This is a genomic window from Streptomyces sp. NPDC005195 (assembly GCF_040608315.1).
Classification (GTDB): domain Bacteria; phylum Actinomycetota; class Actinomycetes; order Streptomycetales; family Streptomycetaceae; genus Streptomyces; species Streptomyces kaempferi.
This window is the reverse complement of the sequence record NZ_JBEXHZ010000001.1, coordinates 525,687-548,208: the sequence shown is the minus strand read 5'-3', so window position 1 is coordinate 548,208 and position 22,522 is coordinate 525,687. Positions and strand designations below refer to the sequence as shown.

General features: G+C 68.4%; 20 protein-coding genes and 1 pseudogene. 18 read left to right on the top strand and 3 right to left on the bottom strand.

Annotated features, from left to right (window positions below):
- Positions 1–117 precede the first annotated feature (117 nt).
- From typA to ABZV34_RS02395, 11 genes are all read left to right on the top strand, one after another.
- Positions 118–2,025 carry a translational GTPase TypA gene (gene typA / locus ABZV34_RS02445; RefSeq protein ID WP_356270627.1) on the top strand — a complete coding sequence of 636 codons (1,908 nt, stop codon included), beginning with the start codon at positions 118–120 and terminating at the stop codon, positions 2,023–2,025.
- Positions 2,026–2,808: 783 nt separating this feature from the next.
- A complete protein-coding gene (locus ABZV34_RS02440; protein ID WP_356270625.1) occupies positions 2,809–4,431 on the top strand; it encodes an ABC transporter substrate-binding protein in 1,623 nt (540 codons plus the stop codon).
- Positions 4,432–4,581: 150 nt separating this feature from the next.
- Positions 4,582–5,508: an ABC transporter permease gene (locus ABZV34_RS02435; RefSeq protein WP_356270623.1), complete on the top strand. Its 927-nt coding sequence runs from the start codon at positions 4,582–4,584 to the stop codon at positions 5,506–5,508.
- A complete protein-coding gene (locus tag ABZV34_RS02430) occupies positions 5,501–6,439 on the top strand; it encodes an ABC transporter permease (protein WP_356270621.1) in 939 nt (312 codons plus the stop codon). Before ABZV34_RS02435 ends, ABZV34_RS02430 begins: the two co-directional genes overlap by 8 nt.
- 20 nt (positions 6,440–6,459) lie before the next feature.
- On the top strand, positions 6,460–7,512 hold the full coding sequence (locus ABZV34_RS02425; RefSeq protein WP_356270737.1) for an ABC transporter ATP-binding protein: 1,053 nt from the start codon (positions 6,460–6,462) through the stop codon (positions 7,510–7,512).
- Positions 7,505–8,653, top strand: coding sequence for a dipeptide ABC transporter ATP-binding protein (locus ABZV34_RS02420; protein ID WP_356270619.1), 1,149 nt, complete (start codon positions 7,505–7,507; stop codon positions 8,651–8,653). Before ABZV34_RS02425 ends, ABZV34_RS02420 begins: the two co-directional genes overlap by 8 nt.
- Before the next feature lie 327 nt (positions 8,654–8,980).
- A complete protein-coding gene (locus ABZV34_RS02415) occupies positions 8,981–10,606 on the top strand; it encodes an ABC transporter substrate-binding protein (RefSeq protein ID WP_356270617.1) in 1,626 nt (541 codons plus the stop codon).
- 62 nt (positions 10,607–10,668) lie between these two features.
- Positions 10,669–11,592, top strand: coding sequence for an ABC transporter permease (locus ABZV34_RS02410; RefSeq protein WP_356270615.1), 924 nt, complete (start codon positions 10,669–10,671; stop codon positions 11,590–11,592).
- A complete protein-coding gene (locus ABZV34_RS02405) occupies positions 11,585–12,568 on the top strand; it encodes an ABC transporter permease (protein ID WP_356270614.1) in 984 nt (327 codons plus the stop codon). Before ABZV34_RS02410 ends, ABZV34_RS02405 begins: the two co-directional genes overlap by 8 nt.
- A gap of 5 nt (positions 12,569–12,573) precedes the next feature.
- Positions 12,574–13,584 carry an ABC transporter ATP-binding protein gene (locus ABZV34_RS02400; protein ID WP_356270612.1) on the top strand — a complete coding sequence of 337 codons (1,011 nt, stop codon included), beginning with the start codon at positions 12,574–12,576 and terminating at the stop codon, positions 13,582–13,584.
- Complete coding sequence (locus ABZV34_RS02395) at positions 13,577–14,662, top strand: dipeptide ABC transporter ATP-binding protein (protein ID WP_356270610.1); 1,086 nt, start codon at positions 13,577–13,579, stop codon at positions 14,660–14,662. Before ABZV34_RS02400 ends, ABZV34_RS02395 begins: the two co-directional genes overlap by 8 nt.
- A 170-nt stretch (positions 14,663–14,832) precedes the next feature.
- Here the strand turns inward: ABZV34_RS02395 and ABZV34_RS02390 are convergent, their stop codons facing one another.
- Positions 14,833–16,962, bottom strand: a complete 2,130-nt coding sequence (locus tag ABZV34_RS02390; RefSeq protein ID WP_356270608.1) for a prolyl oligopeptidase family serine peptidase — start codon at positions 16,960–16,962, stop codon at positions 14,833–14,835.
- Positions 16,963–17,138: 176 nt separating this feature from the next.
- Here ABZV34_RS02390 and ABZV34_RS02385 point away from each other — a divergent pair, with 176 nt between their 5' ends.
- Positions 17,139–17,333: a hypothetical protein gene (locus ABZV34_RS02385; protein ID WP_356270606.1), complete on the top strand. Its 195-nt coding sequence runs from the start codon at positions 17,139–17,141 to the stop codon at positions 17,331–17,333.
- 59 nt (positions 17,334–17,392) lie between these two features.
- Here ABZV34_RS02385 and ABZV34_RS02380 read toward each other — a convergent pair whose 3' ends face one another.
- Together ABZV34_RS02380 and ABZV34_RS02375 are read right to left on the bottom strand one after the other, a co-directional pair.
- Positions 17,393–17,587: a DUF397 domain-containing protein gene (locus ABZV34_RS02380; protein WP_356270604.1), complete on the bottom strand. Its 195-nt coding sequence runs from the start codon at positions 17,585–17,587 to the stop codon at positions 17,393–17,395.
- Positions 17,584–18,459 carry a helix-turn-helix transcriptional regulator gene (locus ABZV34_RS02375; protein ID WP_356270602.1) on the bottom strand — a complete coding sequence of 292 codons (876 nt, stop codon included), beginning with the start codon at positions 18,457–18,459 and terminating at the stop codon, positions 17,584–17,586. Before ABZV34_RS02375 ends, ABZV34_RS02380 begins: the two co-directional genes overlap by 4 nt.
- Before the next feature lie 153 nt (positions 18,460–18,612).
- Between ABZV34_RS02375 and ABZV34_RS02370 the strand changes: the two genes are divergently transcribed.
- The 6 genes and pseudogenes from ABZV34_RS02370 to ABZV34_RS02345 all read left to right on the top strand — a co-directional run bounded on the left by ABZV34_RS02370 (position 18,613) and on the right by ABZV34_RS02345 (position 22,521).
- Positions 18,613–19,098, top strand: coding sequence for an ATP-binding protein (locus ABZV34_RS02370; RefSeq protein WP_356270601.1), 486 nt, complete (start codon positions 18,613–18,615; stop codon positions 19,096–19,098).
- 198 nt (positions 19,099–19,296) lie between these two features.
- Positions 19,297–20,166 (top strand): annotated as a pseudogene (locus tag ABZV34_RS02365) (helix-turn-helix domain-containing protein); the annotation flags it as partial.
- A gap of 103 nt (positions 20,167–20,269) precedes the next feature.
- Entirely contained in the window at positions 20,270–20,617 is a 348-nt protein-coding gene (locus ABZV34_RS02360; protein WP_356270599.1) for a hypothetical protein, read from the top strand.
- On the top strand, positions 20,614–20,871 hold the full coding sequence (locus tag ABZV34_RS02355; protein WP_356270597.1) for a hypothetical protein: 258 nt from the start codon (positions 20,614–20,616) through the stop codon (positions 20,869–20,871). The genes ABZV34_RS02360 and ABZV34_RS02355 overlap by 4 nt, the downstream gene beginning before the upstream one ends.
- 313 nt (positions 20,872–21,184) lie before the next feature.
- The gene (mshB, locus tag ABZV34_RS02350) at positions 21,185–22,105 is read left to right on the top strand and encodes an N-acetyl-1-D-myo-inositol-2-amino-2-deoxy-alpha-D-glucopyranoside deacetylase (protein ID WP_356270596.1); all 921 of its coding nucleotides are present in this window, start codon (positions 21,185–21,187) and stop codon (positions 22,103–22,105) included.
- Positions 22,102–22,521 (top strand): DUF6113 family protein, encoded by a 420-nt coding sequence (locus ABZV34_RS02345; protein WP_356270594.1) that lies wholly within the window; start codon positions 22,102–22,104, stop codon positions 22,519–22,521. The genes mshB and ABZV34_RS02345 overlap by 4 nt, the downstream gene beginning before the upstream one ends.
- Position 22,522 lies beyond the last annotated feature (1 nt).

The window sequence follows — 22,522 nt, the reverse complement described above, 5'->3', positions numbered from 1 at the left end:
CGGCGGGGGCGGCCTCCGTCAAGGCCACGTACCATGGGGTAAGGCCGTGGCGTGTTCAGCCCGGCAGGCCCCGCGGCTGCGGAGGCCGTCCACTCACTCCGGGAGAAGCGCCTCAATATGGCCACGCGCCACGACATCCGCAACGTCGCCATCGTCGCCCACGTCGACCATGGCAAGACCACCCTGGTCGACGCCATGCTCAAGCAGGCCGGTGCCTTCGCCGCGCACGCCGCCGAGTCGCTTGACGACCGCATGATGGACTCGAACGACCTGGAGCGTGAGAAGGGCATCACGATCCTGGCCAAGAACACGGCCGTGAAGTACCACCCCAAGGATGGGGGCGAGGTCATCACGATCAACATCATCGACACCCCCGGCCACGCCGACTTCGGCGGCGAGGTCGAGCGCGGTCTGTCGATGGTGGACGCGGTCGTCCTCCTCGTCGACGCCTCCGAGGGACCGCTGCCGCAGACCCGCTTCGTGCTGCGCAAGGCGCTGCAGGCCCGCCTGCCCGTCATCCTGTGCATCAACAAGACGGACCGGCCCGACTCGCGCATCGACGAGGTCGTGAACGAGGCGTACGACCTCTTCCTCGACCTCGACGCCGACGAGGACCAGATCGAGTTCCCGATCGTCTACGCGTGCGCGCGTGACGGTGTGGCCTCGCTGACCAAGCCGGAGAACGGCACCGTCCCGGCCGACAGCGACAGCCTGGAGCCGTTCTTCAGCACGATCCTGCAGTCCGTCCCGGCCCCGTCCTACGACGAGGACGCCCCGCTCCAGGCGCACGTCACCAACCTGGACGCCGACAACTTCCTCGGCCGTATCGCGCTGCTGCGCGTCGAGCAGGGCGAGCTGCGCAAGGGCCAGACCGTCACGTGGATCAAGCGCGACGGCACGATGTCCAACGTCCGCATCACCGAGCTGCTGATGACCGAGGCGCTCACCCGCAAGCCCGCCGAGAAGGCGGGCCCCGGTGACATCTGCGCCGTCGCCGGTATCCCGGACATCATGATCGGCGAGACCCTCGCCGACACCGAGAACCCGATCGCGCTGCCGCTCATCACGGTCGACGAGCCGGCGATCTCGATGACCATCGGTACCAACACCTCGCCGATGGTCGGCCGCGGTGCCACCGGCAAGGGCGCGGACAGCAAGGCCGCGGTCAAGGACCGCAAGGTCACCGCCCGCCAGGTCAAGGACCGCCTGGACCGCGAGCTGGTCGGTAACGTCTCGCTGCGCGTGCTCGACACCGAGCGCCCGGACGCGTGGGAGGTCCAGGGCCGTGGTGAGCTCGCGCTCGCCATCCTGGTCGAGCAGATGCGCCGCGAGGGCTTCGAGCTGACCATCGGCAAGCCGCAGGTCGTCACCCAGGAGATCGACGGCAAGACCCACGAGCCGGTCGAGCGCATGACGATCGACGTGCCCGAGGAGCACATGGGCGCGGTCACGCAGCTCATGGGCGTCCGCAAGGGCCGCATGGACAACATGTCGAACCACGGCTCGGGCTGGGTCCGCCTGGAGTTCGTCGTCCCCTCCCGCGGTCTGATCGGCTTCCGTACCGAGTTCCTGACCGGCACGCGCGGCACGGGCATCGCCCACTCCATCCACGAGGGCCACGAGCCGTGGTTCGGGGTGCTGTCGACCCGTAACAACGGTTCGCTCGTCGCCGACCGCGCCGGCGCCGTCACCGCGTTCGCGATGACGAACCTGCAGGAGCGCGGCGTGCTGTTCACCGACCCCGGCACCGAGGTGTACGAGGGCATGATCGTCGGCGAGAACTCGCGCGCCGACGACATGGACGTGAACATCACCAAGGAGAAGAAGCTCACGAACATGCGGTCGGCCGCGGCCGACTCGTTCGAGGCGATCGTCCCGCCGCGCAAGCTCTCCCTGGAGCAGTCCCTGGAGTTCTGCCGCGACGACGAGTGCGTCGAGGTGACCCCGGAGGCCGTGCGGATCCGCAAGGTCAACCTGGACGGCCGCGAGCGCGCCCGCGCCGCGAGCCGCGCCAAGAACGGCTGATCCGACGGCCGGCCGAGGGCCCACCGGCCCTCGTCCGTCGGCCGACCTGAGCCAGGGTGCCCCCTCCGCGGGGCACTCTGGCTTTTTGCGTGGCCCTGCTCCGGGAGTGCTCCTGGTCCGGGAAAGGGCGAACGGTGCATAACGGAACCCGGCCGCCGCCTCTCACCGTGGGGCGCCCGGAAACGGTAGGGAAAACCCTCGAAGCGCAGGGGGAGAGCTCACAGGATGGCCGATTCGCACTACCCTGCTGACCGGACAGGTCGTTGCCCCGATGGGGCGGCGCGACGTCGCCCCCGCGGCGAAGCCGTGCGCGGTGGGTATGCGCGCTTGATCGTCGAACGGCCTCGGCGCGGGCACTTGTTGGTCGCGCGACGGGCAGACGCCCCGCAGGTTGTGCGGTGTGCGAGCACGCCAATGGCACCCCCGCATGGCGACCACGATAGTCGCAACCGGATTTCTTGCCCCTTGCGTCCGGAATACGGACAGCCGGAACCGATAGATGTGTAACAAGTCCGTTTCGCAGGGATCTTTCATGAAACCCTTTGTCCGGATTTTGGAAGAAGTGGGCGCCAGGTGTGATCGAACCGAGACCTTGTGAGTGTGGTTCGGGCACTGACCCATGGCAGATAGTTAGGCGCGTAGAGCTCGGATCAACGGGTCATGCGCTGCTGGTGGCGCCGACTCACGAGCGCGGGGGCACTTGACCGTTTCAGGCGCCGGTGACGGTGATGTGTCATGTGCCCTTCCAAGTGGTGAACCAATGGACTCATGAGGAGGAGCCCCATGCGTGGTGCCAAGAGCGCCAAGTGGGTTGCGATAGCTGCGGTTGTGGCGCTGGGTGCGACGGCCTGTGGCGGTGGCGGGGGCGACAGCAGCTCGGGCAAGAGCAAGGGCAGCGGCGTCGTTTCGGTGGAGATCGGCGAACCGCAGAACTCGCTGGTTCCCTCCAACACGTACGAGACCGAGGGCGGCCAGGTCATCAACGCCCTCTTCACGGGTCTGACCAAGCTCGACGCCAGCAACAAGGTCGTCAACGCCATGGCCGAGTCGATCGACACCAAGGACAACAAGGTCTGGACGATCAAGCTCAAGTCGGGCTACACGTTCCACAACGGCGAGAAGGTCACCGCCAAGTCCTTCGTCGACGCCTGGAACTACGGCGCGAACCAGACCAACGCGCAGCAGACCAACCCGCTGTTCAGTCACATCGCGGGTTACAGCGACCTGAACCCGGGCGAGGGCAAGAAGCCGTCGACCGACAAGATGTCGGGTCTGAAGGCCGTCGACGACAGCACCCTGGAGATCACCCTCAGCGGCGCGTTCTCGGCGTTCCCGTCGCAGCTGTCCTTCACGGCGTTCGTGCCGCTGCCCCAGGCGTTCTTCAAGGACCCGAAGGGCTTCGGCGAGGCGCCGATCGGCAACGGCCCCTTCGAGATGAAGGGCAAGTTCAAGCACAACGAGCTGATCGCCACCACGAAGTACGACAAGTACCCGGACGCCTCGAAGATCGAGGTCAAGGGTGTCAACTTCAAGATCTACTCGAACCAGGACACCGCCTACAAGGACCTCGTCGCCGGCAACCTCGACAGCCTGCTGACGGTCCCGACCTCGGGCCTGCCGACGTACAAGAAGGACCTGCCGAACCGCACGATCGACGAGGCCGACTCGGCCGTCGGTTACATCGGCTTCCCGATCAAGTACAACAAGGCGTTCCAGAACGCCGACCTGCGCAAGGCCATCTCCATGGCCATCGACCGGCAGACGATCGCGGACAAGGTCTTCCTCGGTGCGCGTACGCCCGCGGACGACTACATCAGCCCGATCATCGACGGCTACCGCAAGGGCGCCTGCGGTGACGCCTGCACCCTGAACGTGGCCAAGGCCAAGGAGCTCTACAAGCAGAGCGGCGGCCTGCCCGGCAACAAGCTGGAGCTCGGCTACAACGCCGACGGCGGCCACAAGGAGTGGATCGAGGCGGTCGCCAACCAGCTCCAGCAGAACCTGGGCCTGAAGGTCACGGCCAAGCCGTTCGAGCAGTTCCAGACCATCCTCAACGACCTGGACGCCAAGAAGTACCAGGGCGCGTTCCGTATGGCGTGGAGCATGGACTACCCGGACGCGGAGGACTACCTCCGTCCGGTCTTCTCGAAGGACGCCATCGCCAACGGCTCGAACTACTCGGGTTACGTCAACGAGGACTTCGAGAAGCTCCTCGTCAAGGGCGACCAGGCTCCGACGCACGAGGACGCGGTCAAGTTCTACCAGCAGGCCGACGACGTCCTGCTGAAGGACATGCCGTACATCCCGGTGTACTTCTACACCCTGAACGCGGGCTTCAGCGACAAGATCAAGTCGATGAAGATCGCCGGTCACCAGATCCTGTGGGACACGGTCAAGCTCAGCTGATCCGTATCTGAGCAGGTCCGATACAGCGGACAGGGGGTGAGCAGGGGAGGAGCTCAAAGCCTTCCCCTGCTTACCCTTTTTGCCGTCTTCCGTCCGACAGTGCCGCCGCCCCGGCCGCGGGCGGATCGAGCACCCCCCTCTGGAGTACCCATGGGCCGATACGTCGTGCGCCGTCTCCTGCAGGTGATCCCTGTGTTGATAGGCGTCACGTTCATCATCTTCTGCTTGGTCTTCGCGTTGCCCGGCGACCCGATCCAGGCACTGGCCGGCGACAAGCGCGCCGACCCCAACATCGCGGCGATCCTCCGCGCGCACTACCACCTGAACGAACCGCTGTACCAGCAGTACTGGCACTACATCACCGGCGTCTTCACCGGTGACCTCGGTGAGACGTACAACGGTCGTGCCATCTCCGACATCGTGTCCGAGCGGTTCCCGGTCACCCTCAAGCTGGGCCTGACCGCCTTCACCATCGAGGCCGTCATCGGCGTCGTCGCGGGCATCCTCTCCGCTCTGAAGCGGGGCAAGTTCCTCGACAACGTCGTGCTGGTCGCGACCCTCGTGCTGATCTCGATCCCGGTCTTCGTGTTCGGTAGCGTGCTCCAGCTCGAGTTCGGCATGAACCTCAAGCTCACCCCGGTCGCCGGTATCGAGAAGGGCTGGCCGCAGAGCTACATCCTTCCGGCCATCGTGCTGGCCGCGACCTCCATGGCGTACATCGCGCGGCTGGTCCGGTCGAGCATGACGGAGTCGATCCGCGCCGACTACGTCCGTACCGCGATCGCCAAGGGCCTGCCCCGGCGCCGCGTCATCGGCGTGCACGCGCTGCGCAACTCCATGATTCCGGTGGTCACCTTCCTGGGCTTCGACCTCGGCGCCCTCATGGGCGGCGCCATCATCACCGAGCGCGTGTTCAACATGCCCGGGCTCGGTGGCCAGCTGGCCCAGTCCCTGTATCTGCGCGAACGACCCGTCGTGGTCGGTCTGGTGACCCTGCTGGTGCTCATCTACCTGGTCGCCAACCTCGTCGTGGACCTGCTGTACGCCGTGCTCGACCCGAGGATCCGTTATGAGTGAGAAGACGATAGAAAGGCCCACGACCGACGAGGCCGCCCTCGTCAAGGAGATCGAGGCCGAGGAGAAGGCCGCGGCCCGGCAGGCGAGCCTGCTGAAGGACGGCTGGGCGGACCTGCGCAAGCGGCCCATGTTCATCGTGACCGCTCTCGTCATCGTGTGCCTGCTCGCGCTGGCGATCGCGCCCAGCCTGTTCACGGCGCGCTCCCCGTTCTCGGACGGCTTCTGCCAGCTGCAGAACTCCATGAGCGGGCCGGGGTCCGGGCACCTGTTCGGCTTCGACGTGCAGGGCTGCGACATCTACACGCGGGCCGTGTACGGCACGCGCAACTCCATCGTCGTCGGTGTGGTGACCACCATCGCCACCACCTTGATCGGCGGCCTGGTGGGTATGCTGGCCGGCCTGATCGGCGGCTGGGCGGACGCGGTGCTGTCCCGGATCACCGAGGTGTTCGCGGGCCTGCCGCTCCTCATCGGCGGTCTGCTGATCATGTCGGTCTGGGGTGGCGGTGACGTCTGGTCGGTGTCCCTCATCATGGCGATCCTCGGCTGGCCGCAGGTCTTCCGGATCATGCGCGGCGAGGTCATCGCGAACAAGTACAACGACTACGTGATGGCCGCTCGGGCGCTGGGCGCGGGTTCGTGGCGGATCGCGTTCCGGCACATCCTGCCGAACACGCTCGCTCCGGTCATCGTCATCACCACGATGAACCTCGGTGTCTACATCGGTGCCGAAGCCGCCCTGTCCTACCTGGGTATCGGCATCCAGTACCCGAACATCTCCTGGGGCGTGATGATCAGTGACGCCCAGGACCGGTTCCTGACCTCGCCGCACGCCCTGCTGTTCCCGGCCGGTGCTCTGAGTATTACCGTGCTGGCGTTCATCATGCTCGGCGACGTGGTCCGCGACGCCTTCGATCCCAAGATGCGCTGAGGGAGGCGTACGTGACCGACATCGACTCAAAGGACGCCATCCCGGCTCCGCGATCCGGCGACGGCGGCAACACCGCCCCGCTGCTCGAAGTACGTGACCTGCACGTCGAGTTCCAGACCCGCGAGGGTGTGGTCCGAGCCGTCAACGGCGTCAACTACTCGGTGAAATCCGGGGAGACGCTCGCCGTGCTCGGCGAGTCCGGCTCCGGCAAGTCCGTGACCGCACAGGCGATCATGGGCATCCTCGACATGCCGCCGGCCCGGATCCCCAAGGGGGAGATCCGCTTCTACGGCCAGGACATGCTCACCATGTCCGGCGAGGAGCGGCGCAAGTTGCGCGGCGCGCGGATCGCCATGATCTTCCAGGACGCGCTGTCCTCCCTCAACCCGGTGCTCAGCGTGGGCTACCAGCTCGGCGAGATGTTCCGGGTCCACCAGGGGATGTCGCGCAAGCAGGCCAAGGCCAAGGCCATCGAACTGATGGACCGGGTGAAGATCCCGGGCGCCGCGGCCCGGGTGAACGACTACGCTCACCAGTTCTCCGGCGGTATGCGTCAGCGCATCATGATCGCCATGGCGCTGGCCCTGGAACCGGACCTGATCATCGCCGACGAGCCGACCACGGCCCTCGACGTGACGGTCCAGGCCCAGGTGATGGACCTGCTCGCGGAGCTCCAGCGCGAGTACCAGATGGGTCTGATCCTCATCACCCACGACCTCGGTGTCGTCGCGGACGTCGCCGACAAGATCGCGGTGATGTACGCGGGCCGTATCGTCGAGACGGCGCCGGTGCACGAGCTGTACAAGCGCCCGGCCCACCCCTACACCGGCGGCCTGCTCGACTCGATCCCGCGCCTGGACCAGAAGGGCCAGGAGCTCTACGCGATCAAGGGCCTGCCGCCCAACCTGCTGAAGGTGCCGAGCGGCTGCGCCTTCAACCCGCGCTGTGAGAGTGCTCAGGACATCTGCCGCACCGAGCGTCCGGCGCTGGTCCAGGTGACCGAGCGGGACGGAACGGAACTGCCGGGCCGCGCCAGCGCGTGCCACTTCTGGAAGGAGACGATCCATGGCTGACCCGACCAAGTCCGCCGAGCCGACCGACGCGACGCCGAACGTCTCCGAGGTGGAGGTCGCCGACACGCACTCCGTGGAGGAGGAGCTCGCCGCCCTGGACACGCCGGTCGACCGCGGCGAACCGATCCTGCAGGTGCGCAACCTCGTCAAGCACTTCCCGCTGACGCAGGGCATCGTCATCAAGCGGCAGATCGGCGCGGTGAAGGCCGTCGACGGTGTCTCCTTCGACCTGTACCAGGGCGAGACCCTGGGCATCGTGGGTGAGTCCGGCTGCGGCAAGTCGACGGTGGCCAAGCTCCTGATGAGCCTGGAGCGTGCGACGGCCGGTGAGGTCTTCTACAAGGGCCAGGACATCACCAGGCTGTCCGGGCGCGCGCTGAAGGCGGTCCGCCGGAACATCCAGATGATCTTCCAGGATCCGTACACCTCGCTCAACCCCCGCATGACGGTGGGCGACATCGTCGGAGAGCCCTTCGACATCCACCCCGAGGTGGCTCCGAAGGGTGACCGGCGCGGCAAGGTGAAGGAGCTCCTGGACGTCGTCGGTCTCAACCCCGAGTACATCAACCGCTACCCGCACCAGTTCTCGGGCGGTCAGCGGCAGCGCATCGGCATCGCCCGGGGTCTCGCGCTCAACCCCGAGATCATCATCTGCGACGAGCCGGTGTCGGCCCTCGACGTGTCGGTGCAGGCACAGGTCATCAACCTGATGGAGCGACTGCAGGACGAGTTCAACCTCTCCTACATCTTCATCGCGCACGACCTGTCGATCGTCCGGCACATCTCCGACCGGGTCGGCGTGATGTACCTCGGGAAGATTGCGGAGATCGGCTCCGACGAGCAGATCTACGAGCACCCGACGCACCCCTACACCCAGGCGCTGCTGTCGGCCGTGCCGGTGCCGGACCCGGAGGCCCGTGAGCGCCGTGAGCGGATCATCCTGACCGGCGACGTGCCCTCCCCGGCCAACCCGCCGTCCGGCTGCAGCTTCCGCACCCGCTGCTGGAAGGCGCAGGACAAGTGCGCCGAGCAGGTGCCGCTGCTCGCGGTGCCCGAGGTCTTCAAGGGCCTGGACACCCCCGCGGCCCACGATTCGGCGTGCCATTTCGCCGAGCAGAAGGACATCGTGCACGCGGCCTGAGTCACGCGCAGTCCGATCCCGCCGGTTCCCGGCACCGTCCGTCAGGTGCCGGGAACCGGCTTTTCCGTGTCATGGCGGACTGTGGCGGCAGGGAGGGGCGGGGCCGCCGGAACCGGCGGCGTCCGTGTGGCACATCCCGGGCCTCCCGCACGGGGTGCGGAGCCCCGCTCATTGGGCCGGCCGCCGGACACGGCACCCTTCCTCCGAGTGTGTTGTCCCACGTACGGGTGGGCTGAATGTGCGTGATGCCTGTTACCGGTTGATATTGGCTGGTAATGGAACAGCGCCTCGGCGCTGGCGGCACAGCGCACTTAGAGGAGGCACTCCATGCGTGGAGCCACGCACGCCAAATGGGCCGCTGGCGCGGCAGCGATCGCCCTGGCAGCGACCGCCTGCGGAAGCGGCGGCGGTGGTGGCGGCAGCGGCTCCGGAGTCGTGAGTTCCTCCTGGGGCGACCCGCAGAACCCGCTGGAGCCGGCCAACACCAACGAGGTCCAGGGCGGCAAGGTCCTCGACATGATCTTCCGGGGTCTGAAGCGTTACGACGCCAAGACCGGCGCGGCCCAGGACATGCTGGCGCAGAAGATCGACACCTCGGACTCGCAGAACTTCACGATCACGGTCAAGAGCGGCTGGAAGTTCAGCAACGGCGAGGCCGTCACCGCCCAGTCCTTCGTGGACGCCTGGAACTACGGCGCGAGCCTGAAGAACAACCAGAAGAACGCGTACTTCTTCGGTTACATCGACGGGTACGACAAGGTCCACCCCGAGACCGGCACCCAGAGCGCGGACAAGCTGTCCGGGCTCAAGGTCACCGGCACCGACACCTTCACCGTGAAGCTCAACCAGAAGTTCTCGACGTTCCCCGACACCCTCGGTTACGTCGCCTACGCGCCGCTGCCCAAGGCGTTCTTCGACGACCACGCGGCCTGGCTGAAGAAGCCGGTCGGCAACGGGCCGTACTCCGTCGACTCCTACACCAAGGGATCGCTGATGGCCCTGCGGAAGTGGGACGGCTACCCCGGCACGGACAAGGCGCAGAACGACGGGGTGGACCTGAAGGTCTACACCGACAACAACACCGCCTACACCGACCTGATCGCCGGCAACCTCGACCTCGTCGACGACGTACCCGCCTCTCAGCTCAAGAACGTGAAGAACGACCTCGGGGGCCGGTACATCAACACACCGGCCGGCATCATCCAGACCCTCGCCTTCCCGTTCTACGACAAGAACTGGGACAAGAGCGGGTCGGAGAAGGTCCGCAAGGGCCTCTCCATGGCGATCGACCGCGCCCAGATCACGAACACGATCTTCCAGAAGACCCGCACCCCGGCCACCGACTGGACCTCACCGGTGCTCGGCAAGGACGGCGGCTTCCAGGACGGACTGTGCGGCGGTTCCTGCACGTACAACCCGACCGAGGCCAAGAAGCTGATCCAGGAGGGCGGCGGTCTGCCCGGCGGCCAGCTCAAGATCTCCTACAACGCGGACACCGGCTCCCACAAGGAGTGGGTGGACGCCGTCTGCCACTCCGTCAACAACGCCATGGGTGACGACAAGGCCTGCGTCGGCAACCCGATCGGCACCTTCGCCGACTTCCGCAACCAGATCACCCAGCACAAGATGTCGGGCCCCTTCCGGGCCGGCTGGCAGATGGACTACCCGCTGATCCAGAACTTCCTGCAGCCGCTGTACTACACGAACGCCTCCTCCAACGACGGCAAGTGGTCCAACAAGGACTTCGACAAGCTCGTCGACCGCGCGAACGCCGAGACCGACCGGGCCAAGGCCGTCTCGCTCTTCCAGCAGGCCGAGGGCGTCGTGCGGGACAACATGGCCGCCATCCCGCTCTGGTACCAGAACGGCAGCGCGGGCTACTCGGACCGCGTCTCCAACGTGGCGCTCAACCAGTTCAGCGTCCCCGTCTACAACGAGATCAAGGTCAGCTGAGCCGACGGGCGGGCACCCCGGGCAGTCCGGGGCGCCCGCCCGCCCCTATCCCCGGAGTCCTCATGGGACGGTACGTGATCCGGCGCCTGCTGCAGATGATCCCGGTCTTCATCGGCGCCACGCTGTTGATCTTCCTGATGGTGAACGTGATGGGCGACCCCGTCGCGGGTCTGTGCGGTGAGCGGCAGTGCGACCCCGCCACCGCCGCCCAGCTGCGCAAGGAGTTCGGTCTGGACCACTCGGTGTGGTACCAGTACCTGACGTACATGCGCAAGGTCTTCACCGGCGACTTCGGCACCGCCTTCAACGGACAGCCCGTCACGGAGCTGATGGGATCCGCGTTCCCGGTCACCATCCGGCTGACGATCGTCGCGATCCTCTTCGAGATCGTCATCGGCATCGCGCTCGGCGTCATCACGGGTCTGCGCCGCGGACGGCCCGTCGACTCGGGGGTCCTGCTGCTCACCCTCGTCGTCATCTCGGTGCCCACCTTCGTGACCGGCCTGCTGCTCCAGTTGCTGCTGGGCGTCGAGTGGGGCTGGATCAAACCCTCGGTCTCCCCGGACGCCGCCTTCGGCGAACTGATCGTGCCCGGCCTGGTCCTGGCCTCCGTGTCGCTCGCCTACGTGACCCGCCTGACCCGGACCTCCATCGCGGAGAACAAGCGGTCCGACTACGTCCGTACGGCTGTCGCCAAGGGGCTGCCCCGGCACCGGGTGATCACCAAGCACCTGCTGCGCAACTCGCTGATCCCCGTGGTCACCTTCATCGGCACCGACATCGGCGCGCTCATGGGCGGCGCGATCGTCACCGAACGGATCTTCAACATCCACGGCGTCGGCTATCAGCTCTACCAGGGCATCGTGCGCCAGAACACCCAGACCGTCGTCGGCTTCGTGACGGTCCTGGTCATCGTCTTCCTGGTCGCCAACCTGCTCGTAGACCTCCTCTACGCCGTACTCGACCCGAGGATCCGCTATGCCTGAGCAGCCGCCGTTCGACCAGCAGGGCGTCATCGCCGCGACCGGGATGGGCGGCGCCATGGACCTGGCCGCCAGCGAGGCCGAGACGCTGGAGAAGACGCCCGGCGGACCGCTGGGCACGGGCCCGCAGGAGAAGCCCAGGAGCCTGTGGTCCGACGCCTGGCGGGACCTGCGGCGCAACCCCGTCTTCATCATCGCCGGACTGGTCATCCTCTTCCTGGTCGTCATCTCCATCTGGCCCTCGCTGATCGCCAGTCAGAACCCCCTCAAGTGCGACCTCGCCAAGGCCCAGCAGGGCTCGCAGCCGGGCCACCCCTTCGGCTTCGACGGACAGGGCTGCGACGTCTACACGCGGACGGTGTACGGGACACGCGTCTCGATCGTCGTCGGCGTCTGCGCCACCCTCGGGGTCGCGATCCTCGGCTCCGTGCTCGGCGGGCTCGCCGGGTACTTCGGCGGGGCGTCGGACGGGATCCTGTCCCGGATCACCGACATCTTCTTCGCGATCCCCGTCGTGCTCGGCGGTCTGGTCCTCCTCTCCGTGGTGACCAGCAATACGGTCTGGCCCGTCGTCGGGTTCATGGTGCTGCTCGGCTGGCCGCAGATCTCCCGGATCGCGCGCGGTTCCGTCATCACCACCAAGCAGAACGACTACGTCCAGGCCGCCCGCGCCCTCGGCGCCTCCAACTCGCGGATCATGCTGCGGCACATCACCCCGAACGCGGTCGCCCCGGTCATCGTCGTGGCGACCATCGCGCTCGGCACGTACATCTCGCTGGAGGCGACGCTCTCCTACCTCGGGGTCGGCCTGAAGCCCCCGACGGTGTCCTGGGGGATCGACATCTCCTCGGCGTCCGCGTACATCCGCCAGGCCCCGCACATGCTGCTGTGGCCCGCCGGCGCCCTCGCGATCACCGTGCTCGCGTTCATCATGCTCGGCGACGCGGTGCGCGACGCCCTCGACCCGAAGCTGAGGTGACGGCCGTGCTGCTCGAAGTGCGCGATCTGCACGTGGAGTTCAGAACCAGGGACGGGGTCGCCAAGGCCGTCAACGGGGTCACCTACGGCGTGGACGAGGGCGAGACGCTTGCCGTGCTCGGCGAGTCCGGCTCGGGCAAGTCCGTGACCGCGCAGGCCGTGATGGGCATCCTCGACATGCCACCCGGCAGGATCACCGGCGGCGAGATCCTCTTCCAGGGCAAGGACCTGCTGAAGTTCAAGGAGGACGAGCGGCGCAAGGTGCGCGGCGCCGAGATGGCGATGATCTTCCAGGACGCGCTGTCCTCCCTGAACCCGGTGCTCAGCGTCGGCGACCAGCTCGGCGAGATGTTCACCGTGCACCGCGGGATGTCCCGCAAGGACGCCCGCGCCAAGGCGGTCGAACTGATGGACCGGGTACGGATCCCGGCCGCCGCCCAGCGGGTGCGCGACTATCCGCACCAGTTCTCCGGAGGCATGCGCCAGCGCATCATGATCGCCATGGCGCTGGCCCTCGAACCCGCGCTGATCATCGCCGACGAACCCACCACCGCCCTCGACGTCACGGTCCAGGCCCAGGTCATGGACCTCCTCGCCGAGCTCCAGCGCGAGCTCAACATGGGGCTCATCCTCATCACCCACGACCTCGGCGTGGTCGCCGACGTCGCGGACCGGATCGCCGTGATGTACGCGGGCCGGATCGTCGAGTCGGCGCCGGTCCACGACATCTACAAGGCCCCGGCCCACCCCTATACGAAGGGCCTGCTGGAGTCGATCCCCCGGCTCGACCAGAAGGGCCACGAGCTCTACGCCATCAAGGGCCTGCCGCCGAACCTGATGCACATCCCGCCCGGCTGCGCCTTCAACCCCCGCTGCCCGATGGCCCAGGACATCTGCCGGACCGAGGTGCCCCCGCTCGCCGAGGTGGACGAAGGGAGCGGGGAACGCGCCAGCGCCTGCTTCTTCTGGCGGGAGACGCTCGGCGCCAGATCCACCGGGGGAGGCCACCATGCCTGAGGCACTGCTGGAGATCAGCGGACTGGTCAAGCACTACCCGCTCACCCGGGGAATCCTGTTCAAGAAACAGATCGGCGCGGTCCGGGCCGTCGACGGGGTCGACTTCCACCTCGGCCGCGGTGAGACCCTCGGCATCGTCGGGGAGTCCGGCTGCGGCAAGTCCACGGTCGCGAAGATGCTGGTCAACCTGGAGCGGCCGACCGCCGGGGTGATCAAGTACAAGGGCGAGGACATCACCCGGATGTCCGGCCGCGCCCTCAAGGCCGTCCGCCGCAACATCCAGATGGTCTTCCAGGACCCCTACACCTCGCTCAACCCCCGCATGACCGTCGGCGACATCATCGGGGAGCCGTACGAGATCCACCCCGAGGTCGCGCCGAAGGGCGACCGCAGGAAGCGCGTCCAGGACCTGCTGGACGTGGTCGGGCTCAACCCCGAGTACATCAACCGCTATCCGCACCAGTTCTCCGGCGGCCAGCGGCAGCGCATCGGCATCGCGCGGGGACTGGCGCTGCGCCCCGAGATCATCGTCGCGGACGAGCCGGTCTCCGCGCTCGACGTCTCCGTGCAGGCCCAGGTGATCAACCTGATGGCGAGGCTCCAGGACGAGTTCGACCTCAGCTACGTGTTCATCGCGCACGACCTCTCCATCGTGCGGCACATCTCCGACCGGGTCGGCGTCATGTACCTCGGGCGGATCGTGGAGACGGGCAGGGACGCCGAGATCTACGACCATCCGACGCACCCCTACACCCAGGCCCTGCTCTCCGCCGTGCCCGTGCCCGACCCGGAGGCCCGCGAGCACCGTGAGCGGATCATCCTCAGCGGGGACGTGCCCTCACCGGCGAACATCCCGTCCGGCTGCCGCTTCCGTACCCGCTGCTGGAAGGCCCAGGAGCGGTGCGCGCTGGAGGTGCCGCTGCTCGCCGTGCCCGCGGAGTTCCGCCACGCCGAGGGGGCGGCCGCGCACGCCTCGGCCTGCCATTTCGCCGAGGAGAAGCAGGTCGTGCCGCCCGAGGGGTCACTGGACGACACACCGCCCGGGAGGCCGGACGACCCGCCGGCCGAGCCTGCATAGGCCGATAAATGCGCATCAACTTCGTTAACACGCAGGCAACTCGGCTGTCGCGACACCGATATACGGACGCGTCAGTCTGAGCGGCGTACGGCCGTGCGGGTGCCGTAGACCGGCCGGAGCGCGCCATGTCGCTCCGGCCGGTCGCACGAACAGGCCGGGCCGTACGCCGCTCAGCGCATCCCGAGCGACCGCTTCAGGAAGTCCACCTGGAGCAGCAGCAGGTTCTCCGCGACCTGCTCCTGCGGGGTCATGTGCGTCACGCCCGAGAGCGGCAGCACCTCGTGCGGGCGGCCCGCCGCCAGCAGCGCGGAGGACAGTCGCAGCGCGTGGGCCACCACCACGTTGTCGTCGGCCAGTCCGTGCACGATCATCAGCGGCCGGTGCGGCTCGGCGGGCTCGGACAGTCCTCCTTCGGTGATCAGTGAACTCTTCGCGTACGCCTGCGCCGCCGTCGCCGGGTCTCCGAGGTACCGCTCCGTGTAGTGGGTGTCGTACAGCCGCCAGTCCGTGACCGGGGCGCCCGCGATGCCCGCGTGGAAGACGTCCGGGCGGCGCAGTACGGCGAGCCCCGCGAGCCAGCCGCCGAACGACCAGCCGCGGATCGCCACCCGGGACAGGTCCAGCGGATACCTCTCGGCCAGTCCGTGCAGCGCGTCGATCTGGTCGTCGAGGGTGAGGGTGAAGTCGTCCCGGACCGCCTTCTCCCAGGCGGGGGAGCGGCCGGGGGTGCCGCGGCCGTCCGCGACGATCACCGCGAAGCCCTGGTCCGCGAACCACTGCGAGGTGAGGTGCGTGTTGTGCGCGGCCAGGACCCGGGGGCCGTGCGGACCGCCGTAGGGGTCCATCAGGACCGGCAGGGGGCTCTCGCCGTCGTAGTCCGTAGGCATAAGCAGGGCGCATGGGATTTTGCGTGCGCCCCCCTCGGTGAGCGTCACGCGCGGGGACAGACCGGGGTGTTCGGCGTACGAGGTGACGATCGCCGCCCGCTTGCCCTCCCGGAGCACCTGCACCTGGGTCCCCGGTTCGCCCGGCACCGCGGAGACGAGCACGGTCACCCGCCCGGAACGCACCGCCGAGTGCACCCCGGGCTCCTGGGAGAGGCGCTCGACCCCCAGCTCGTTGACCCGGTAGACGTGCACCTCCCCGGTCTCCGGGGAGGCCGCGGTCTCGCCCGCCGACGCCGAGACCAGCACATCGTCGTCCGAGACGTCGAGCACCGCGCGCACGTGCAGCTGCGGCCCGGTCAGGAGGCGTTCACCGAACGCCAGTACCCGCGCCCCGCCCTCGTCGGCGATCCGAACGAGCTGTCCGCCGGGACTCCAGCAGGGCACTCCATGGAAAAGATCAAGCCATTGTCGATCTTCATCGGCATGCACCATCCGGGTCGTCCCGGTGCCCGGGTCGACGGCCAGGAACAGCTGGCTGCGCTGGTCCCGGGCCTGTACCAGGATCAGCGGCGCACCCGCCGCTGACCAGTGCACATGCGCCAAGTACGGGTACTGCGCCCGGTTCCAGGTGATCTCCGTGCGCGTTCCGTCGAGGGCGATCACGAAGAGCCGTACGTCCGCGTTGTCCGTCCCCGCCGACGGGTAGGCGACCTGCTGCGGAGCGTGTTCCGGCTGGGCGGGATCGGAGATCCACCAGCGGCGCACGGGCGCGTCGTCGACCCGGGCGACGAGCAGCCGGTCCGACTCCGGCGACCACCAGAAGCCGCGGGACCGGTCCATCTCCTCGGCCGCGATGAACTCGGCCAATCCATAGGAAACCGACTCCGGGTCCGCCTCGGGGTCCCGCCCCGCGAGGGCCCGGTCGTCCTCGCCGTCGGCGCCGACGACCCGCAGCGCACCCTTGGAGACATACGCGATAAGCCGTCCGTCGGGCGAGGGGCGCGGGTCGATCACCGGTCCTGGGACGCGGAGTTCACGCGCCGTACCGGCCCGCAGCTCCGCCGTGAAAAGCCGCCCTGACAAGGCGAAAGAGGCCAACTCGACCGCGTTGTCGGTGGCGTAGCCGACCACCCCGGCGCCGCCCTCACGACTGCGTTCGCGGCGTGCCCGCTCCGCGGCGGAGAGGCGTTCGCCGGCGCCTTTGAGCAGGGCTCCGGGGTCGGCCGCGACGCGCTCCTGCCCGCCCGCCACATCGAGGACCCACAGCTGGTTCGCCCGGTCCGTGCCGGACGGGGACCTCAGGAACACGACCCGGGAACCGTCCGGGGAGACGGTGAACGCGCGGGGCGCGCCCAGGGTGAACCGCTGCGTCCGGGCGTACCGGCGCGGGAAGGAAAGAGGCTCGGTCGTCATGCCCCGACCATATTGGCCATGCGCCCCCTTGTGCGGCCGTGCGCCGATCAATGCGCGCGTACGGATAGTTATGATCACTAGCGGTGCGTGGGTAGGAACCTGCTGCCCGCTGTATGGAATGACCGACCCCCATGACCAACCCCCCATGTCCCCGGGATCTTTGGAGGTGATCCGCCGTGGCACTCTCGATTTCGGCGGTGGTGCTGCTGGCGATCATCGTCTTCATCCTGGTGAAGAAGTCAGGACTGAAGGCCGCGCACGCGATCGTGTGCGTCCTGTTCGGCTTCTATCTCGCGTCCTCGACGGTCGCTCCCACGATCAGCGACCTCACGACGAACGTCGCGGACATGATCGGCAGCTTCAAGTTCTGACCCGCGTGGGATCGGGGGCTCCGCGACGCGAGCGACCGGAGCCCGCTCCTGAGCGCCGGTCAGCCCTCGGACGCGTACGGCACGAAGCCGGCCCACGCCTCCGGCGTCAGCGCGAGCCGGGGACCGTCCGCGTGCTTGGAGTCGCGTACGTGGACGGTGCCGGGGGTGGTGGCGATCTCGACGCAGGACTCGCCGTCGGTGCCACCGCTGTAGCTGCTCTTGAACCACGCCGGTTCGGAGGGCTCGCGGATCATGTGTCTCCCAGCAGTTGCTCGATGAGGACCAGCGACTCCCGTGGTGGGAGAGCCTGCGCCCGGATGGTGCCATATCGCAGCTCAAGGATGCGCAGCTGTTTCGGGTCGGTGATCGGCCGCCCGTTGAAGGCACCGTCGGAACGTCCCGTCGCCGTCCCGTCCGGGAACTTCAGCAACTCGATCCTGCCGTCCAGGCCCGGGTGCGGGTCGGTGTTCGTCGGCATGACCTGAAGTGTGACGCTGTTCAATCGCCCCAGATCAAGCAGACGTTCGAGCTGCTGTCGCCAGACCATTGTGCCCCCAACCTGACGACGCAGTGGAGCCTCTTCCAGCACGAAGTGGATCGACGGGGACGGGTCTCGTTCGAAGACCGACCGCCGGGCCAGGCGGGCGGCGACCATGCGCTCCACGTTGTCCGGCGAGTACGGCGGCTGAGCCGCCTCGATCAAGGCGCGCGCATGCTCGGGTGTCTGCAACAGCCCAGGGACGATGTTGCATTCGTACACTCCGATCTCGACCGCCTGCCCTTCCATCTTCGCCAGATCCCGCACCTTCTTCGGGTACCGGACCTTTGCCACGTCCTCCTTCATCGCCGAGAGCAGCCCGCCCGCGCTCAGTACCTTGTCCGCCCTGTCCAGGAACTCGGGCTGGGGGATGCGTTTGCCGCCTTCGATCTTGTAGACCATGTCCTCGCCGTAACCGACCGCCCTCCCGAACTCGGCCGCCCGCATCCCCGCCGCCTCCCGCCGGAGCTTCAGCTGCCGCCCCACGGTCGTGACGACCGCGACACCCCAGTCGTCGTCCGGATCGACCTCCCAGCCCGGCTCGTCCGCCTCGCTCCTGAGCCGCCCCGCCCCGGTGTCCACCGACATCCCGCCCTCCTCCGTCGTACGACCGTGCCGCGACGCCCCTACCCGTACGCCCCGCCGGACCGCCCGGACACGAGCGGACAACGTCCGGACAGTCACCGTACGTATCGGTGGTGTCGCTGTGCACGGTACGTGTGCGCCGCCACGCTGAGTCACGTGAACCAGGAAACCGCCGCTGCCGCGATCCAACCCGGCCTCCCCGTCCGCAACTTCAGCGTCCTCCTGTCGCCGACACCGCGCGGCGCCCGGCTGGCCCGGCTGCTCACCACCGAGCAACTCCGCGCCTGGGGAATCCCCTTGGACCGGGCCCCGCACATCGTCGCCGAACTGGCCGCCAACGCGGCGACCCACGGCAGGGTTCCGGGACGGGACTTCCGGCTCACGGTCTACGTCGTCGGCGACACGCTCCGCATCGAAGTCAGCGACACGCGCGGTGACCGTCTCCCGAGGGTCGGACGCGCGGACCCGGACGCCGGGTCGGGACGGGGACTCGTCCTCGTCGAGGCGCTCGCCGACCGCTGGGGTACCGCAGGGGGGCCGCCGCCGCGCAAGACGGTGTGGGCGGAGGTCGGCCTCCCACCGGAACCCGGGAGTTCGTGCTCCGGTACCAGGAGCGGCCTTTCCCAAGGAACACGAAGGTGAAAGAACCCGACCGAGCCCCACCCCTCCCGCCCGCAGTGCGAACTCACTCCCGCGAGTGAACATCACCAACTGAGCTGGATTTGGGACCGGTTGCCTGCCCTACGCTCAGCGCAACACAACCGCAGACATGCGACGGCCCCCGCCGGGACGCCAATCCCAGTGCGAGGGCCTGACCACCGAGGAAGTAGGAGCTTCCCGATGGATACGCAGAACCCTAGCGTGCGCCCGCACGCCCAGCCCGGGCTTGCCGGCAACAAACACCCGAAACAGCGCTCCGCGCACCCCGGTGGTCTCACCCACGACAACACCCGCCACACCACCCGCTTCACGGTGATCGGCAACCACCTCGCCCAGCACTCCGAGCTCTCGCTGCTCGCGATCGGACTGGCGGTGCACCTCCAGTCGCTGCCGAAGGGGGCCCGGGTCGACATCAAGACCCTCACCGCGCGTTTCCCGGAGGGCGCGGCCCGCATCGCCGCCGCCCTGCGCGAACTCGAAGCCCACGGTTATCTGCGCCGCGCCCGCGAACGTGTCCCCGGCGGCCGCATCGTCACCCGCACGGTCTCCTGCAACCAGCCCGGACGCAGTACGGGCCGCGAGGCCGCCGTCGAACCCGCCGCACGGTCCGCACGCCCCCCGCACCCCACCCCGGGGCATCCCAGGACGCGTGCACCCCGCAAACCCCTGCCCGCGGTACCGCACCCCTCCTGCTCCGCTCCCGCCATCCAGCAGGCCGCCGCCGACCTTCTCGCGGACCTGCGCCGAGACGACCCCCGCCTGCTCCTCTCCGCCTGCGACAGCGCCCACCTCGCCCCGGGCGTCGCCGCCTGGCTGGAGCGCGACGTCAGCCCCACCGCCGTACGCCATGCCCTCACGAGCGACCTGCCTCCAGAAGGACTGCGCCGCCCGGCCGCCCTCCTGGCCCACCGTCTCACCGCGCGGTTGCCATTACCGCCCCCGTTCCGAGCTCCGGCCCCGCCATCGGCCGTCCGGTACCCGTTCCAGACCTGCGACGGCTGTGAACGCGCCTTCCGTGCCCCCGACCCCGGCTTCTGCCGGGACTGCCGCCCGGCCTCCGGACGGCGGCCCGACGCGACCCCACCGCCTCCAAGTCCCGCTCCGTCCCCAGCTCACCCCGATACGCTGGCCGGGGCACTTATGGGAGGGCGCGATGAGCACTCAGGCCGATCATGGACACGAGCTGGTTCCTCGTCCGCAGCACACCCCTGAAGCGCTGCGTGCGGCCCTCGCCGTGGTGGATCCGGGCCGCCTGGGGGAGATGCAGGCGATGAAGGACGAGGCCTTTGCCAAGGCAGTGGAGTGGCAGTCCCTCAGTCCGGTCCAGAGCTGGGTCCTGACGTGGGCCAGGGACATCGAAATCGCCCGTCGCCCCGACCTGTCCGCCCGCCACGCCCGCGCGAAGGGAAACCTTGAGGATGAGGACCCGGTGACTGCCCGGGAAGCCCTGCGGGAACTGAGCGCTGTCCTGGACGAAGCCATGAAGGCGGTTCGAGGGTGAGCTGGAAGTGGGAGTACGCCTTCGGAGCGGAGGAATCCGCCCGTACGGCTCCCGCCGGATTTCTCTCCGAGGTGGAAAGGAAGGCGGATGAGCTGGTCAGGGCCGCCGAGGCGTTCCACGTCCACGGTCGAGCCCATGGCGGCACCGACCCGAAGGGCGGCGACATCATCGTCCCCGGCGGCATGTTCACCTACCAGGTCGTCGTCCGCAGCGAGCGCGTGTACATCGTCCAGATCACTTATCTGCGCTTCTGAGCGTTTGGTCGCGCCTTTGCTTCGTCTACGAAGCGGCTGCATGGATCAAGGACTCGCTCTTCCAGGGCCGCACCACCCTGAACGAGAAGACGCCTCGCAGTCGCTATCTGGGGATCACTCAGCGGCGTAACAAGATCGCACACGACCCCGACCTGATCGACGGCGACCTCAGGCAGCGCCGACCGATCGACGAGGCTGAGGTCAACGATGCCATCGACGGGATCGAGCGGATCGCGCCGGCCATCGCCCATGTACTCGACCACGAGGCGTGACAGCCGCCCGGTGGGCGCCGGCCACCTCGTAGGCTGGCCGCATGACGGAACTGCCCGACCGGCGTCTGCTCCTGGTGCACGCGCACCCGGACGACGAGTCGATCAACAACGGCGCGACCATGGCCAGGTACACGGCCGAGGGCGCCCTCGTGACGCTGGTGACCTGCACCCTCGGCGAGGAGGGCGAGGTCATCCCGCCCGGACTCGCGCACCTCGCACCCGACCGCGAGGGCGGACTCGGCCCGCACCGGGCCGGTGAGCTGGCCGCCGCCATGAAGGAACTCGGGGTCACCGACCACCGCTTCCTCGGGGGCCCCGGCCGCTACCGCGACTCCGGGATGATGGGCGTCGAGCAGAACCACCGTAAGGGCGCCTTCTGGTCCGCCGACCTGGACGAGGCCGCCGCTCACCTTGTCGAGGTGATCCGTGAGGTACGCCCCCATGTGCTCGTCACCTATGACCCAGACGGGGGCTATGGGCACCCCGACCACATCCAGGCCCACCGCGTCGCCCTGCGCGCCACCGAACTGGCCGCGGACCCCGCCGTCCGCGCCGACCTCGGCGCACCCTGGGAGATCGCCAAGGTCTACTGGAACCGCGTACCCCGCTCGGTCGCCGAGGACGGCTTCGCCCGGCTGCGTGAGGCACTCCCCGGGCTGCCCTTCGACGCGTCCGCCGCCTTGGACGACGTACCGGGTGTCGTCGACGACACGGTGATCACCACCGAGATCGACGGAACCGGGTACGCCGCCGCGAAGGCCGCCGCCCTGCGGGCGCACGTCACCCAGATCGAGGTGGCCGAGCCGTGGTTCGCGCTGTCGAACGCGCTCGCCCAGCCACTTTTCACCACCGAGTACTACGAGTTGGCGCGCGGGGAGCGCGCGGGAGCGGACCGGGAGACGGATCTGTTCGCCGGGACCGCCGACCGCACCGAGACGGAGACGGAGAGAGTGACACGATGAGTACGAGTGGACAGCGCGGGAGCGCGCTCGCCCAGCCGCTGCGGACCCCTTCACTGGGGCGGGCGGCCGCCTACGCGGGGCTGTTCGTGCTCGGCGCCGTGGTCGGGACGGCCGGGACGCTGGTGCAGGCCGCCTGGTTCCCGGGTGGCCTGCTGCTCGCCCTGGTGGGCGCGGCCGGGCTCTTCCTGGGCAGCTCCAGGGCCACCGGCTCCCGGGCCGGCGCCGTCGCGCCCGCGGCGGGCTGGATGGTCGCGGTCGTGCTGCTCACCGCCAGCCGTCCGGAAGGGGACTTCCTCTTCGGCGCGGGCCTCGGCTCGTACCTCTTCCTGCTCGGCGGGATGGCTGTCGCTGTGATCTGCGCCACCCTTGGGCTGGGGCGGCAACCGGACGGCTCCGGCGTCCGACTTGGGAAGTGAC